The sequence below is a fragment of the Pseudomonas sp. RC2C2 genome (genome assembly GCF_018390435.1).
Lineage (GTDB): Bacteria > Pseudomonadota > Gammaproteobacteria > Pseudomonadales > Pseudomonadaceae > Aquipseudomonas > Aquipseudomonas donghuensis.
In genome coordinates this window covers 874,636-889,068 of the sequence record NZ_JAHBAX010000002.1, presented here as the reverse complement: position 1 = coordinate 889,068, position 14,433 = coordinate 874,636, and the positions used below count along the sequence as shown (strand labels likewise).

The following is a 14,433-nucleotide window of genomic DNA, read 5'->3' as shown; positions in this document are numbered from 1 at the left end:
CTTTGTGTCATATAGCCTTGATTGTGTCATCAGCTTGACCGCCCCGTCACCTTCCAAGCAACCGGGGTGGTCAGCCGTGACAACCCATCACGCCACCGAGGATAGCCCCATGGCCAAGACAATGGCACTCCCCAAGGACCAGCTGATTCAGCAGGCCCTTAAGCAGATGCAAGGCTCGCTTGCCGATAATACGTGGACTGTGCGCGAAAAGCTGGCATTGACCTGCCGGATTCTGTTCGACAACGGCCACGACTCCGGCCTTGCCGGGCAAATCAGCGCCCGCGGTCCGCAACCGGGCACCTTCTACACCCAGCAACTGGGCCTGGGCTTCGACGAAATCACTGCCAGCAACCTGTTGCTGGTCAACGAAGACCTGGAAGTGCTCGAAGGCCAGGGCATGCCCAACCCGGCCAACCGCTTCCACAGCTGGGTGTACCGCGCGCGGCCGGATGTGAACTGCATCATCCACACCCACCCGACCCACGTCGCCGCCCTGTCGATGCTGGAAGTGCCGCTTGAGGTGTCGCACATGGACCTCTGCCCGCTGTACGACGATTGCGCGTTTCTCGAAGCCTGGCCCGGCGTGCCGGTGGGCAACGAAGAAGGCGAGATCATCAGTGCAGCCCTGGGCGACAAGCGCGCCATCCTGCTCTCGCACCACGGCCAGTTGTCGACCGGCGCCAGCATCGAGGAAGCCTGCGTGATTGCCCAGTTGATCGAGCGCGCCGCCAAGCTGCAACTGCTGGCCATGGCCGCCGGCAGCATCAAGCCGATTGCCCCTGAGCTGGGCCGTGAAGCCCATGACTGGATCTCCCGGCCCAAACGCCACAGCGCTGCCTTCAACTACTATGCGCGCCAGTGCCTGCGGGTGCATGGCGACTGCCTGAACTGATCCGAGCTTTTTTACTTACCTTGCGGAGTAGATTTCATGTCCAAGACTTTTCACGGCATCATCGGCTACACCATCACCCCGTTCAGTGCCGACGGCGAGCAGCTTGACCTCGACGCCCTCGGCCGCTCGATCGACCGCCTGATCGACGGCGGCGTGCATGCCATCGCCCCCCTCGGCAGCACCGGCGAAGGCGCCTACCTGAGCGACCTGGAATGGCAACAGGTGGCCGCGTTCAGCCTGCGCCACATTGCCGGGCGGGTACCGACCATCGTCAGCGTCTCCGACCTGACCACTGCCGGCGCCATTCGCCGTGCGCGCTTTGCCCAGGAACACGGCGCCGATGCGGTGATGGTGCTGCCGGCGGCCTACTGGAAGCTCACCGAAGCGGAGATTTTCGAGCACTACCGAGCCATTGGCGCCAGCATCAAGCTGCCGATCATGCTCTACAACAACCCGGCCACCAGCGGTACCGACATGTCGGTGGAGCTGATCCTGCGCATCGTGCGCGAGGTCGAAAACGTGACCATGGTCAAGGAGAGCACCGGCGACATCCAGCGCATGCACAAGCTGCAGTTGCTCGGCGAGGGCAAGGTACCGTTCTACAACGGTTGCAACCCGTTGGCCCTGGAGGCATTCGTGGCCGGCGCCAGCGGCTGGTGCACCGCCGCACCGAACCTGATCCCCGCGCTGAACCAGCAGCTGTACCAGGCCGTGCAGGCCAACGACCTGAACGCGGCCAAGGCGGTGTTCTACCGTCAACTGCCACTGTTGGAGTTCATCCTCAAGGGTGGCCTGCCGGCGACCATCAAGGCCGGGCTGGGCATGACCGGCTTGCCGGTGGGTGAACCGCGGCGGCCGGTATTCGCCCTCGACACTGCAGGCCAGGCGCGCTTGCAGCAGTTGCTCAAGCAAATGCCGTAGAGGCGCTGCAGCAACCCGGCACTGAGGCAGTGTCGGGTCCCCCCATAGTCGCCAGCGAGTTCCGGAGAAGTCTGACGCCGCGTAATGAAAACCCATCTGGGTACACTGTCCCGTCGTTTCTATCATCGGCTGCTCCCCTTCCATGACAGGACAGTCATCATGAGTACCCGCAGTTTTTCAGGCTACACATTGGGCATACTCGCCTCGGCCGTGCTGATTGCCAGCAGCGCCCTCGCCGCTCCGCTGACCCGCGACAATGGCGCCCCGGTTGGCGACAACCAGAACTCGCAGACTGCCGGCGGCACTGGCCCCGCCCTCCTGCAGGATGTGCAGTTGATCCAGAAGCTTCAGCGCTTCGACCGCGAGCGCATACCTGAGCGTGTCGTTCATGCCCGCGGTACCGGTGCCCATGGCGAGTTCATCGCCTCCAGCGACATTTCTGAGCTGACCCGGGCCAAGGTGTTCACCCCGGGGGAGCGCACCCCGGTATTCGTGCGTTTCTCTTCGGTAGTACACGGCCTGCATTCACCGGAAACCCTGCGCGACCCGCGCGGCTTCGCCACGCGGTTCTACACCGCCGATGGCAACTGGGACCTGGTCGGCAACAACTTCCCGACCTTCTTCATCCGCGATGCGATCAAGTTCCCCGACATGGTCCACGCCTTCAAGCCCGACCCACGCACCAATCTGGGCAACGACGCGCGGCGCTTCGACCTGCTCTCGCACATGCCCGAAGCCACCCGCACCCTGACCCTGCTGTATTCCAACGAAGGCACGCCACTGAGCTATCGACACATGGACGGCAACAGCGTGCATGCCTACAAGTTCGTCAACAGGGACGGTGAAACCACCTACGTGAAGTTCCGCTGGAAAACCTTGCAAGGCCAGAAGAACCTCACCCCTGGCGAGGTGGCCAAGATTCAGGGGCATGATTTCAGCCACATGACCAGCGACTTGGTCAATGCCATCAACCGCGGCGACCATCCGAAGTGGGAGCTGTACATCCAGACCCTCAAGCCCGAGCAACTGGCGGGTTTTGACTTCGACCCCCTGGACCCGACCAAGATCTGGCCAGGGGTACCTGAACGAAAAGTCGGGCAGATGGTGCTCAACCGCAACGTCAGCAACTTCTTCCAGGAAACCGAACAGGTGGCGCTCGCGCCTGCCAACCTGATTCCGGGCATCGAGCCCTCGGAGGATCGCCTGCTGCAGGGCCGGCTGTTCTCTTATGCCGACACCCAGATGTACCGGGTTGGCGCCAATGCTGGCGGCCTGCCGATCAACCAGCCCAGGGTCAAGGTCAACAACGCCAACCAGGATGGCGCCCTGAATGCCTCACGCACGGTTGGCGGGGTCAACTACGAACCCAGCCGCCTGATGCCGCGCCCCTCGACCGAGTCGGCGCGCTACAGCCGGCTACCCTTGAGCGGCAGCACCCAGCAACAGGGCATCGAGCGCCAGCAGAACTTCAAGCAAGCCGGTGAACTGTTCCGTTCTTACGACAAGAAAGACCGCCGCGACCTGATCAACAGCTTCGGCCAGTCATTGGCCAGCAGCGATGACGACAGCAAGCACATCATGCTGTCGTACCTGTACAAGGCCGATCCTGAATATGGCAAGGGCGTGGCCAAGGTAGCCGGTGGCGACCTGGTCAGGGTCAAGCAACTGGCGGCGCGGCTGCAGGACTGAGCATGCGCTGACGATAGCTGCCGGGGCTTTCGCCAGTCCACTTCTTGAACGCCCGGTGAAACGCACTGGGCTCCTGGAAGCCCGTGTGCTCGGCGACTTCGGCAATACTCAGGTGCGGCTGGCGCAGGCATTCAAAAGCCATGGCCCGACGCACCTCGTCCTTGATCTGCTGGTACGAGCGGCCTTCACGCTCCAGTTGGCGGCGAAAGCTGCTGGGGCTCAAACCCTGGCGCTCGGCCATGGCCAGCAGGGTCGGCCACTGGCCGTACTGGCGGGCACGCAGGTAGCGATACACCTGGGCCACCTGGCCATTCTGGTTGCGGTAGCGGATTACCAACCATTGCGGGGCGCTGCGCAGGAAGGTCTTCAATGCCGTCAGGTCCTGGACCACCGGCAAGCGCAGGTATTCAGCCGCAAATTCGATCTCGGTGTGGCCACTGCCCAGTTGCACGTTGGCGCCCCAGAGTAACGGATCATCCTCCTGGGCCGGGCGCCTGTCGGTCAGCGCCGTGCGGTCAATCACGATTCGCCGCCCCGCCAGCCAGCACAGCAGGCTGATCACCAGCGCGAGGAAGGTTTCTTCGGCATACACCCGTGTCAGCGGGTCGTCGATGGCGGTGCGCAGGCTGATCACCGCGCGTGCGCCCCTGACCGTCAATTGCCCGCGAATATCGCGCAAGAACAGCGCAAAGTTGTTCAGGCACTGGCGCAGGGCCTTTTCCAGGGTTGGCTCCTGGATCAGGCCGCGGCAGATCAGGGCAAAACTGCCCTGCGGCATGCCATGGCTGTCGAGGTTGAAAAACTCATCGTTCAGGGCCTCGATCAGTAACAACCACAAGCGCGCAAAGGTCGGCGCCGGCACACGCGCGGCGGGCGCTTGCAGCACTGCCGGATCGATACCGGCTTCGACCAGCAGCGCGACGGCCCGCTCAGGCTGGGCGCGCAGGGCATGGAGCATGGTATGGACGAAGTAAACGGCGACTGTATCGTTTTCCCGCATGGCGGTTTCCGCAAGGGTGTGGCAAAAAATACCAGTGTCACTGGACAGTTATGGCATAGGCCCGCCCGCAGGCTTTGCCTAGACTCAAAGCCAACCTGAAGGTGGCCGTGGGCAGCATTCTGGCAGACGCCAGCCCCGCCACGCCACGCTTTCGCACACTGGAGTCGATCATGAATACCCCGGACATCTACGTAGTCAGCGCCGTACGCTCGGCCATCGGCAGCTTCGGCGGCGCCCTCAAGGACCTGCCCCTGGCGGATCTGGCCAGCAGCGTGACCCGCGCCGCCATCGAGCGCGCCGGTGTGGCACCCGAACAGATCGGCCATGTGGTCATGGGCAACGTCATTCCGACCGAGGCGCGCGACGCTTACCTGGCCCGGGTCGCGGCGATGAACGCCGGTATTCCCAAGGAAACCCCGGCCTTCAATGTCAACCGTCTGTGCGGCTCGGGCCTGCAGGCCATCGTTTCAGCCGCGCAAAGCCTGCTGCTGGGCGATGCCGAAGCGGTTGTCGCCGCTGGCGCCGAATCCATGAGCCGCGGCCCTTACCTGCTGCCGCAAGCCCGCTGGGGTGCGCGCATGGGTGATCTGCAGGGCGTCGACTATATGCTCGGCATCCTCCACGACCCGTTCGCCGGCTTTCATATGGGCATCACCGCCGAGAACGTTGCCGAGCGCAATGGCATCACCCGCCAGATGCAGGATGAACTGGCCCTGACCAGCCAGCGCCGCGCCGCCCGCGCCATCGCCGAAGGCCGCTTCGCCAGCCAGATCGTGCCGATCGAGATTCCCAGCCGCAAAGGCCCGGTACGCTTCGAGGTCGACGAGCACGTACGCGGCGAAGTAACCGCCGAGCAGCTCGCTGGCATGAAGGCCGTGTTCAAGAAAGACGGTACCGTCACCGCCGGCAACGCCAGTGGCCTGAACGACGGTGCTGGGGCACTGGTGCTGGCTACCGGTGACTTCGTCAAACGCCATAACTTGCAGCCTTTGGCGCGCCTGGTAGCCTACGCCCACGCTGGCGTCGAGCCCGAACTGATGGGCCTGGGCCCGGTACCGGCAACCCGCAAGGTGCTGGACAAGGCCGGCCTCAGCGTCGCCGACCTCGATGTGATCGAGTCCAACGAAGCCTTCGCCGCACAGGCCTGTGCAGTCGCCGGTGAACTGGGCTTCGACCCGGAAAAGGTCAACCCCAACGGTTCGGGCATTTCCCTGGGGCACCCGGTCGGCGCCACGGGCGCTATCATCGCCACCAAGGCCATCCATGAACTGCAGCGCATTCAGGGCCGCTACGCTCTGGCAACCATGTGCATCGGTGGCGGCCAGGGCATCGCCATCGTCTTCGAACGCGTTTGAGCAAGGAGTTTAAGTTGAGTATTGAAAATATTGCCGTGATCGGCGCCGGCACCATGGGCAACGGTATTGCCCAGGTCTGTGCGCTGGCCGGTTACCAGGTCACCCTGATCGATGTGACCGACGCGGCCCTGGAGCGCGGCGTCGCCACCTTGCGCAAGAACCTCGAGCGCCAGGTCAGCAAGCAGACCCTCACCGCTGAAGACGCCGAAGCGGCGCTGGTGCGGATTCGCACCAGCACCGACTACGGGCAGCTGCAGCAGGCCGGGCTGGTCATTGAGGCCGCCACTGAAAACCTCGAGCTCAAGCTGCGCATCCTTAAGCAGATCGCCGCCAGCGTCAGCGACCAGTGCGTGATTGCCACCAACACCTCGTCGCTGTCAATCACCCAACTGGGCGCGGCGGTCGGCCTGCCTGAGCGCTTTATTGGCGTGCACTTCTTCAACCCGGTGCCGATGATGGCCCTGGTCGAGATCATTCGCGGCCTGCAAACCAGTGATGCCACCTACGCCAAGGCTCTGGCCCTGACCGAGAAAGTCGGCAAGACGCCGATCAGTGCCGGCAACCGCCCGGGCTTTGTGGTCAATCGCATCCTGGTGCCGATGATCAACGAAGCGATCTTCGTCCTCCAGGAAGGCCTGGCCAGCGCCGAAGACATCGACACCGGCATGCGCCTGGGCTGCAACCAGCCGATCGGCCCGCTGGCCCTGGCCGACCTGATCGGCCTGGACACCCTGCTGGCAATCATCGAAGCCTTCCACGAAGGCTACAACGACAGCAAATACCGCCCTGCTCCGCTGCTCAAGGAAATGGTTGCCGCCGGCTACCTGGGGCGCAAGAGCGGTCGCGGTTTCTTCACCTACTAGGGAGCCCTGCCATGGACGCCGCTTTGCGCTGTGCGAACTTTGAAGAGCGGCGTGACAAGGCCCTGGAGTTGTTCGCCGAGAAGGGGTTCGGCCAGGTCAGCATGCGTGAACTGGCCGCGCACCTGGGGCTGACGGCAGGCTCCTTGTACCACCACTTTCCGAGCAAACAGCACTTGCTGTTCGATCTGATCGAAGAGCTGTTCGAGGAGTTGTTGGCCACGCTCAACCCGGGACGTCGAGCCCAGCAGCAGACCTTGGGCGAGGTGATTGCCGCCCACTGGGGCTTGCATGCCGAGCGGCCGCTGCAGTTTCGTCTGGCCGAGCGTGACTTGTGCTGCCTGAGTGCTGAGCAACAGGTTCACATCGGCCAATTACGTCAACAGTATGAAAGCGCTCTGCTGCGTCTGTTAGTGCCCAAGGCAACCTTGCGCGGCAAGGCACTTGAAGTCACTGCCCATGTCATCGCCAACTTGCTCAACAGCCTGCCTGGCTGGCTGCAAGCCTCGCAACTGCCCCAGGCCCAGGGCCTGGCGCTGATGGAAAGCATGCTGTTGGGCGGGATCGAGCGGACCTTGCGCGGTGAAAGCCTGAATTCGATGGCATGAGTCACCAGGCGCTGTAGGGAATGCCATGGGCGTCGATGCAGGCTTGGGACTCGGGTTCCAGTGGCAGGTAGCTGTCTCCCGATGGCACGATGCGACCGACAGCGCGGGCAATAGACGGGTCGCCGATTCGTGCAATGGCCCGACCACCTAGCGGATGTTGTGTACAACCACCACGTGCCTCACCACCGGTACTGGTGGCGTCCCCCTGCCGGACGATAAAGCGCAGCGCCTGTTCCCTGTGGCGATTCACAAGGTAGCTATCGGACGCTTTTTGCACGGTGAGGGAAATCAGCCACCTGTGAGGGATAGCGTGGGAAGTGTCACCAGGACACTAGCGCAACAGCTCCTGAATCTGGTCACGCAGGCTGTCCAGGTCAAACGGCTTGGCCAGGATTGGCGCCGTGAAGGCGATCGGGCTGCCTGATTCGCGGATTTCTGCCGGGTAACCGCTGATGAAGATCACCTTCAAGTCCGGCCTCAGTTTGACGGCGGGCTCGGCGATCTGTACCCCGCAGATCCCGCCCGGCAAACGCATGTCAGTGACGATCAGGTCCAGGTGCGGCTTGCGCGCCAGAATATCGAAGGCCTGCTTGCCGTCTTGCGCCACCAGCACGTGGTAACCCTCACCCTTGAGGTAGTCCTCGAGAACCATGCGAATCACCGGCTCGTCTTCGACCACCAGTACGACGTCCTGCGCATCTTCACTCATGCCAATGCCTTGCTCTCTAAAATGCTCGATAACATCGCCATACGACCCTGGCCTCAGGCAGAGGTTGCCTGCGACCGGCCATTTTCACGCAATGCCTGCGGCAGCGGCAGACGCACGGTAAAGGTCGCGCCCTCACCCTCGACGCTGTGCACGCCGATGCTGCCGCCATGGGCCAGGACGATCTGCTCGGAAATATACAGGCCAAGGCCCAGCCCCGCGCTGCTCTGGCTGGAGGCGACCCGTTCGAACTGCTGGAAGATCCGCTGCTGGTTGTGCTCACTGATGCCGATGCCATGGTCGCGCACCTCCACACAGGCCATGCCGCCCTGCTCGAAGGTGCGCACCTGCACCGGTTTTTTCGCCCCGTAGCGCAGGGCGTTGGTCAGCAGGTTGGCGACCACCTGCTCGATCCGGAACTCATCCCACATCCCCGCCAGCGTGACACCCGCGTTGAATTCGAGCTGCGACTCGGCGGCCACGGCCTGGGCCTGGAAGTTTTCGATCAAGCCGCCGACCAATTGCCCCAGGTCGAACTGGCCAGGGCGTATGGAGAGCTTGCCGGTGCGGATCCGCGAGACGTCGAGCATGTCTTCAATCAAGCGGATCAGGCTGTTGATCTGCCGCTCGTCACGCTCGACCATGGCGCGCAGCTTGTCCAGGGTGAAGGCATCGGCGTTGCCCTTGGCCAAGTGCAACTTACGCAGCTGGGTTTCCAGGATCAGGCCGTTCAACGGCGTGCGCACTTCATGGGAGACGATCGACATGAAGTCATCGCGCATGCGCACAGCATGTTCGAGCTCGCGGCGGGTGACCTGCAACTGCGCCAGCAGCTGTTCCTGCTCCTCGCGGCTGCGCTGCAGGGCTTCCAGTTGCTGACCAAGGGCCTTGCGCTGGCGGAACAGGTCGACGAACACCGTCACCTTGCTTTTGACCGCCAGGCTGTCCAGGGGCTTGTGCAGAAAATCCACCGCGCCACTTTCATACCCTTTGAAGGCGTAGTTCATCTCGCGCCCGGCGGCGCTGACAAAGACAATGGGAATGTTCTTGGTCTTCTCGGTGCCGCGCATCAGCTCGGCCAGTTCGAAGCCGTTCATTCCGGGCATTTGCACATCAAGGATCGCCAGGGCGAACTCGTGTTCGAGCAACAGCGCCAGGGCCTGGTCGGCAGACTGGGCCTGGTGCACCTCGCGGTCTTCGCCTTTGATCAATGCCTCCAGGGCCAGCAGGTTCTCTGGCAGGTCATCGACGATCAGCAGTTTTGCTTGTATGTGCCTTAGCATTCAGGGGCTTCCAGGCTGGCGAGCAATTGCCCGATGCCATTCAAGGGGAGTATGTAGTCGGGCTGGTGCAACGCCAGCGCCGCACGCGGCATGGTCGACGCTTGCGCCTGCGAGGGGTCCTGCACGACAGTGCGCCCGCCCTGTTGCTTGATCCGTGCCAGGCCGTGGGCACCGTCTTCATTGGCGCCGGTCAGGAGCACCCCGAGCAGGCCCGGGCCGTAGGCGTCGGCCGCCGACTCGAACAACACGTCGATCGACGGCCGGGAAAAATGCACGCGTTCTTCCTGGCTCAACGACAGGCTGTGGTCGCGTTCCACTGACAGGTGATACCCCGGCCCGGCGACGTAGAGGGTGCCGGGAGCGATGTCCTCCTTGTCACGGGCTTCATGCACCGGGCATTTGAGCCTTCGGCCAAGAACCTCGGCCAGGTGGCTATGGCGGTCGTCCGGCAGGTGCAGCACACATAGCATCGGAATGCGAAACGCTGGCGGCAAGGCGTGCAACACCGTGAGCAAGGCAGTGACGCCCCCTGCCGAGGCGCCAAGGGCAATCGCCTGGACCCCGTTCATGATTTGCGGTAGATCCGTTCGGGCTTGACCAGCGCCTCGAACTTGTCGGAATAGGCCGAGAAGTCCAGTGTTTCCTTGCTGCCCAGCACCAGGAAGCCGCGATGACACAGCGACTCGTGGAACAGGCCGAAGGCGCGGTCCTGGAGGGTCTTGTTGAAGTAGATCAGCACGTTGCGGCAGGAGATCAACTGGGTTTCGGAGAACACGCTGTCGGTCGCCAGGCTATGGTCGGCGAAGGTCACGTTGTCGCGCAGGCTGCTGTCGACGATGGCGTTGCCATAGGCCGCGGTGTAGTAGTCGCTGAGCTCGCCCCGCCCGCCTGCCTTGCGGTAGTTTTCGGCATACAGGCGCATGTTCTGCATGCTGTAGATGCCCTGCTTGGCTTTCTCCAGGGAGCTGGGGTTGATGTCGGTGGCATAGATGATGGTGCGTTCCAGCAAGCCCTCCTCACGCAGCAGGATGGCCATCGAATAGACCTCCTCGCCGGTACTGCAGCCAGCGATCCAGATCTTGATCGACGGCCAGGTGCGCAGCAGCGGCACCACTTCCTGGCGTACCGCGAGCAAGTGCTCGGGGTCGCGGAACATCTCGCTGACCGGGATGGTCAGGAACTGCAGCAACTGCATGAACATGCCCGAATCGTGCAGCACCCGCTCCTGCAGGGCCGAGACGGTCTTGCAGTCGAACTGACGCAAGGCGTACTGGATCCGGCGCTTGATCGAGGCGCCGGAGTAATCGCGAAAGTCGTAGCTGTACTTGAGGTAGATCGCCTCGATCAACAGCCGGATTTCAATATCGGTGTTGCGTTCAATACTCAAATTCGCTCCAGTTGCGGCAGCCAGACACGGATCAGCGAGAACAGGCGGTCCAGGTCGATGGGCTTGGCCAGGTAGTCGTTGGCCCCGGCTTGCAGGCAACGCTCCTGGTCATCCTTCATCGCCTTGGCGGTGACGGCGATGATCGGCAGCTTGCGCCAGCGCGGGTCCTTGCGGATCAGGCGGGTGGCTTCATAGCCGTCCATCTCCGGCATCATCACGTCCATCAGCACCAGGTCGATGTCCTCGTGCAGCTCCAGGCGCTCGATGGCTTCGCGGCCATTGCGCCCGATCTCGACAATCGCCCCCTTGTGCTCCAGGGCGCTGGTCAGGGCAAAGATGTTACGTACGTCGTCATCCACCAGCAGCAGCTTGCGCCCTTCGAAGACCTTGTCGCGGCTGCGCGCGGTCTTGAGCATGCGCTGTCGCTCATGGGACAACGTGGATTCGACTTTGTGCAGAAACAGCGTCACTTCATCGAGCAGGCGCTCAGGCGAGCGCGCGCCCTTGATGATGATCGAGCGCGAGTACTTGAGCAGGTCGGCCTCTTCTTCGCGGGTCAGGTTGCGCCCGGTGTAGACGATCACCGGCGGGAACGCGCGGATGTCGTCGTCGGACATGCGCTTGAGCAATTCGTTGCCGAGCATGTCCGGCAGCTTGAGGTCGATGATCATGCAGTCGTAGATATTCTCGCGCAGCAGGTCCAGGGCTTGCTGGGCCATGCCCACGGCGGTGATCTCGATGTCTTCGTCGCCGATCAGGCGGGCGATGCTCTCGCGCTGCAGGTCGTCATCCTCGACCAGCAGGATGTGCTTGAGCTTTTGGGTCAGCTTGGCTTCAAGGCGGGCGAACACCTGCTTGAGTTCTTCACGGGTGGCCGGTTTTACCGCGTAGCCAATGGCGCCCATGTGCAGCGCTGCCTCGACCCGGTCCTCGACCGAGATCACATGCACCGGAATGTGCCGGGTACTGGCCTGCTCCTTGAGCCGCTGCAGCACGGTCAGCCCGGAATGATCCGGCAGGCGCATGTCCAGCAACACCGCGTCGGGGATGAAGCTTGCCGCCAGCTCAAAGCCCTCGTCGGCAGCCTGGGCGACCAGGCAGCTGTAGCCCAGCTCATGGGCCAGGTCGTAGAGGATGCGGGCAAAATTCGGCTCGTCCTCGATCACCAGGATGCAGCGGTTGCTGAACGGCGCCTGGTCGCGGTCGTCGGCAAAACCCGGCGCCTGGCATGACGCTGGCTCAACTTCAGGCGCGGGGGCGGCGACCACCACGGCTGGCTGATGCACGATCACCGCCGGGCCTTGATCAACAATCGGCTCGTAACGCTCCGGCAGGGTCAAGCTGAACACGCTGCCCTTGCCCAGGCTGCTGTCGACGCTGATCTGGCCGCCAAGCAGCTGCGCCAGGTCCCGTGAAATGGACAAGCCGAGGCCGGTGCCGCCATAGCGGCGGTTGGTGGTGCCGTCGGCCTGGTGGAACGCTTCGAAAATGCTCTGCTGCTGATCGGCGGCAATCCCGATGCCGCTGTCGCGCACCGAGAAAACGATACCCGCGCCGGCCTGCCAGCCAACACTCAGGCTCACCTCGCCGCGCTCGGTGAACTTCACGGCGTTGGACAGCAGGTTCTTGAGGATCTGCTCCAGGCGCTGGCGGTCGGTGTACAGGGTCGGCGGCACCTGCGGCTCGACCGAGACGGTGAAGCCCAGCTGCTTCTCATTGGCCAGCGGCTCGAACAGCGTGCGCAAGCCTTCGGTCAGTCGCGCCACGTGGGTGGTTTCCGGACGCACTTCAAGCTTGCCGGCCTCGACCTTGGCGATATCGAGGATGTCATTGATCAGGTTGAGCAGGTCATTGCCCGCCGAATAGATCGACTCGGCAAACTTGACCTGCTCGTCGGTCAGATTCTCTTCGGCGTTCTCGGCCAGCAACTTGGCCAGGATCAGTGAACTGTTGAGCGGCGTACGCAGCTCGTGGGACATGTTGGCGAGGAACTCGGACTTGTACTTGCTTGAGCGCTGCAGCTCTTCGGCGCGCTCCTGCAGCTCGACCTGGGCCTCGTTCAGCTCGCCGTTCTTGCGATCCAGGACATCCCGCTGTTCGGCCAGCGCTTCGGTGCGCTCGGCCAGTTGCTCGTTGGTCTGTTCAAGCTCGGCCTGTTGGATTTCCAGGTGGGCCTGGGACTCTTTGAGTACCCGCGACTGTTCTTCAAGCTCCTCGTTGGCCGTTTTCAGCTCTTCCTGCTGGACCTGCAACTCTTCGTTGAGCTGCTGGGTTTCAGCCAGCACCTCTTGCAGGCGCTGGCGGTAGCGCGCGCTTTCGATCGAGGTGCCCAGGTTGCCGGCAACCAGCTCGAGGAACTCCAGCTCGCGCTCATCCAGGCTGCGCAAAAAGCCCAGTTCGACCACGCCATTGACTTGCCCGTCGTTGCGGGTCGGGATCACCAGCACGCTACGTGGCAAACCCTCGCCCAGGCCACTGCTGACCTTGAAATAATCAGCCGGCAGATCGTCCAGGCGCAGCAGGCGCTCCTGAATCACTGCCTGGGCCAGAATACCTTCCTGGCTGCCGACGACCTGATCCTGCGCAGCCTGTTCGGCTGACAGCCCGTAGCTGGCCATCCGGCGCAACCCACCGTGCTCGTCGCGGACATACAGGGCACCCACGGCGCTGCCCAGGTAACCGGCAAAGAAGCGCAGGATATTGTTGCCGAGCATCGGCAGGGTCAACTGTCCCAGTACCTGGCCGGCCAGCTCGGTCTGCCCGGTACGCAACCAGGCCTGGCGCTCCAGGCGCTGGTTGGCACGTTGCTGCGACTCAAGGCTGCTGGCATAGCGGCTGGACAGCGCCAACAGGTCGCGGCGGCCCAGGTAGGCCAGCAGGGCGCTGAGCAGGATGACAAACACCAGGTACACGGAGATCGACACCAGGGTGGTGGTATTGACCTTGTCGTTGCGTGCCACCCGCAACTGTTGCTCCATGGCAATGAACGCGTCGAATTCCTTGCGGATCTGATCAGTCAGGCGCTTGCCCCGCCCCGAACCGATAGCCTGGCGATAATTGCCGTTGTCACGGCGCAGGCTGATCATCGTGTTGGCGAAGGCGTTCCATTCTTCCTGCAGGCCCAGCACACGTTCCAGGCGATCGACCTGTTGCGGGTTGTCAGCCACCAGTTGCTCCAGGCCTTTGATCCCGACCATCACCTGCGGCTTGGCCACTGCATAGGGGTCCAGGAAGCGCTCTTCGCCGGTGAGCAGGAAGCCGCGCATGCCGGTTTCCATGTCGATCGAGAGCTTGATCGTCTCGTTGGCATTGTTGATCACCCGGTCGGTATGCTCGACCCGTTGGATCGCCGACAACAGGTAACTGATGATGGTCACGAACACCACGGCACTGAGCAGTCCAACCCCCAGGGGCAGGCCGATGTTGCGGGCCAACAGTTTACGGAAGCTACGCTGATCGATTGAGGCTGGTTGAATCATCTCAAGACGCCCGAGCAAAGGAAGCAAACGAAAGAGTGTGGTGGATTTTCGAATAATCGTTCTGTTTTCCGCTGGAGAGGCCACTCTGCCAGCCTTTCCTACTCCGAGTCTAAACGCCTTTGGCCATTCTGGTAGGGCATTTAGCCAGCATTTGAGCGGTACCTTGCGCAAACGTTCCCTGCTTTCTGATAGACCGCTATGCTGCTCATTCGGGAAGCTTTATCCAGCGTAGAGGGAACCTCAAGGCGTGCCC

At 62.7% G+C, this 14,433-nt stretch carries 13 protein-coding genes; 6 read left to right on the top strand and 7 right to left on the bottom strand.

Features of this window, described 5'->3' with window-relative positions; genetic code table 11:
* The first annotated feature begins 109 nt into the window (after positions 1-109).
* The 3 genes from KHO53_RS22745 to KHO53_RS22735 all read left to right on the top strand — a co-directional run bounded on the left by KHO53_RS22745 (position 110) and on the right by KHO53_RS22735 (position 3,502).
* Positions 110-892, top strand: a complete 783-nt coding sequence (locus tag KHO53_RS22745; RefSeq protein ID WP_010221983.1) for an aldolase — start codon at positions 110-112, stop codon at positions 890-892.
* Between the two features lie 36 nt (positions 893-928).
* The gene (locus tag KHO53_RS22740) at positions 929-1,813 is read left to right on the top strand and encodes a dihydrodipicolinate synthase family protein (RefSeq protein ID WP_010221982.1); all 885 of its coding nucleotides are present in this window, start codon (positions 929-931) and stop codon (positions 1,811-1,813) included.
* A 159-nt stretch (positions 1,814-1,972) separates the two neighbouring features.
* Positions 1,973-3,502 (top strand): catalase, encoded by a 1,530-nt coding sequence (locus tag KHO53_RS22735; RefSeq protein ID WP_010221981.1) that lies wholly within the window; start codon positions 1,973-1,975, stop codon positions 3,500-3,502.
* Here KHO53_RS22735 and KHO53_RS22730 read toward each other — a convergent pair.
* Positions 3,471-4,502 carry an AraC family transcriptional regulator gene (locus KHO53_RS22730; protein WP_010221979.1) on the bottom strand — a complete coding sequence of 344 codons (1,032 nt, stop codon included), beginning with the start codon at positions 4,500-4,502 and terminating at the stop codon, positions 3,471-3,473. The two genes, KHO53_RS22735 and KHO53_RS22730, sit on opposite strands and share 32 nt — an antisense overlap.
* A gap of 170 nt (positions 4,503-4,672) precedes the next feature.
* Between KHO53_RS22730 and KHO53_RS22725 the strand changes: the two genes are divergently transcribed.
* The 3 genes from KHO53_RS22725 to KHO53_RS22715 are packed head-to-tail and all read left to right on the top strand — an operon-like array spanning position 4,673 to position 7,325.
* Positions 4,673-5,857: an acetyl-CoA C-acyltransferase family protein gene (locus tag KHO53_RS22725; RefSeq protein ID WP_036995856.1), complete on the top strand. Its 1,185-nt coding sequence runs from the start codon at positions 4,673-4,675 to the stop codon at positions 5,855-5,857.
* A gap of 14 nt (positions 5,858-5,871) precedes the next feature.
* Positions 5,872-6,720, top strand: a complete 849-nt coding sequence (locus tag KHO53_RS22720) for a 3-hydroxybutyryl-CoA dehydrogenase (RefSeq protein WP_010221977.1) — start codon at positions 5,872-5,874, stop codon at positions 6,718-6,720.
* An 11-nt stretch (positions 6,721-6,731) separates the two neighbouring features.
* Positions 6,732-7,325 (top strand): TetR/AcrR family transcriptional regulator, encoded by a 594-nt coding sequence (locus tag KHO53_RS22715; protein ID WP_010221976.1) that lies wholly within the window; start codon positions 6,732-6,734, stop codon positions 7,323-7,325.
* Between the two features lies 1 nt (position 7,326).
* On the opposite strand, the gene KHO53_RS22710 is transcribed toward KHO53_RS22715, so the two are convergent.
* From KHO53_RS22710 to KHO53_RS22685, 6 genes are all read right to left on the bottom strand, one after another.
* Positions 7,327-7,575: a PAAR domain-containing protein gene (locus tag KHO53_RS22710; RefSeq protein WP_145959295.1), complete on the bottom strand. Its 249-nt coding sequence runs from the start codon at positions 7,573-7,575 to the stop codon at positions 7,327-7,329.
* 81 nt (positions 7,576-7,656) lie between these two features.
* Positions 7,657-8,034, bottom strand: coding sequence for a response regulator (locus KHO53_RS22705; protein WP_213570905.1), 378 nt, complete (start codon positions 8,032-8,034; stop codon positions 7,657-7,659).
* A 53-nt stretch (positions 8,035-8,087) separates the two neighbouring features.
* Positions 8,088-9,314: a hybrid sensor histidine kinase/response regulator gene (locus tag KHO53_RS22700; protein WP_010221974.1), complete on the bottom strand. Its 1,227-nt coding sequence runs from the start codon at positions 9,312-9,314 to the stop codon at positions 8,088-8,090.
* On the bottom strand, positions 9,308-9,883 hold the full coding sequence (locus KHO53_RS22695) for a chemotaxis protein CheB (protein WP_036995859.1): 576 nt from the start codon (positions 9,881-9,883) through the stop codon (positions 9,308-9,310). The genes KHO53_RS22700 and KHO53_RS22695 overlap by 7 nt, the downstream gene beginning before the upstream one ends.
* Positions 9,880-10,701 carry a CheR family methyltransferase gene (locus KHO53_RS22690; RefSeq protein WP_213570904.1) on the bottom strand — a complete coding sequence of 274 codons (822 nt, stop codon included), beginning with the start codon at positions 10,699-10,701 and terminating at the stop codon, positions 9,880-9,882. Before KHO53_RS22690 ends, KHO53_RS22695 begins: the two co-directional genes overlap by 4 nt.
* Positions 10,698-14,180 carry a response regulator gene (locus tag KHO53_RS22685; RefSeq protein ID WP_213570903.1) on the bottom strand — a complete coding sequence of 1,161 codons (3,483 nt, stop codon included), beginning with the start codon at positions 14,178-14,180 and terminating at the stop codon, positions 10,698-10,700. Before KHO53_RS22685 ends, KHO53_RS22690 begins: the two co-directional genes overlap by 4 nt.
* Positions 14,181-14,433: the final 253 nt, after the last annotated feature.

What these genes read in the sequence shown, in the direction of transcription:
- KHO53_RS22745 (WP_010221983.1), top strand. Translation starts at nt 110, where the DNA reads ATGGCCAAGACAATGGCACTCCCCAAGGACCAGCTGATTCAGCAGGCC.
- KHO53_RS22740 (WP_010221982.1), top strand. Translation starts at nt 929, where the DNA reads ATGTCCAAGACTTTTCACGGCATCATCGGCTACACCATCACCCCGTTC.
- KHO53_RS22735 (WP_010221981.1), top strand. Translation starts at nt 1,973, where the DNA reads ATGAGTACCCGCAGTTTTTCAGGCTACACATTGGGCATACTCGCCTCG.
- KHO53_RS22730 (WP_010221979.1), bottom strand. Translation starts at nt 4,502, where the DNA reads ATGCGGGAAAACGATACAGTCGCCGTTTACTTCGTCCATACCATGCTC.
- KHO53_RS22725 (WP_036995856.1), top strand. Translation starts at nt 4,673, where the DNA reads ATGAATACCCCGGACATCTACGTAGTCAGCGCCGTACGCTCGGCCATC.
- KHO53_RS22715 (WP_010221976.1), top strand. Translation starts at nt 6,732, where the DNA reads ATGGACGCCGCTTTGCGCTGTGCGAACTTTGAAGAGCGGCGTGACAAG.
- KHO53_RS22705 (WP_213570905.1), bottom strand. Translation starts at nt 8,034, where the DNA reads ATGAGTGAAGATGCGCAGGACGTCGTACTGGTGGTCGAAGACGAGCCG.
- KHO53_RS22700 (WP_010221974.1), bottom strand. Translation starts at nt 9,314, where the DNA reads ATGCTAAGGCACATACAAGCAAAACTGCTGATCGTCGATGACCTGCCA.
- KHO53_RS22695 (WP_036995859.1), bottom strand. Translation starts at nt 9,883, where the DNA reads ATGAACGGGGTCCAGGCGATTGCCCTTGGCGCCTCGGCAGGGGGCGTC.
- KHO53_RS22685 (WP_213570903.1), bottom strand. Translation starts at nt 14,180, where the DNA reads ATGATTCAACCAGCCTCAATCGATCAGCGTAGCTTCCGTAAACTGTTG.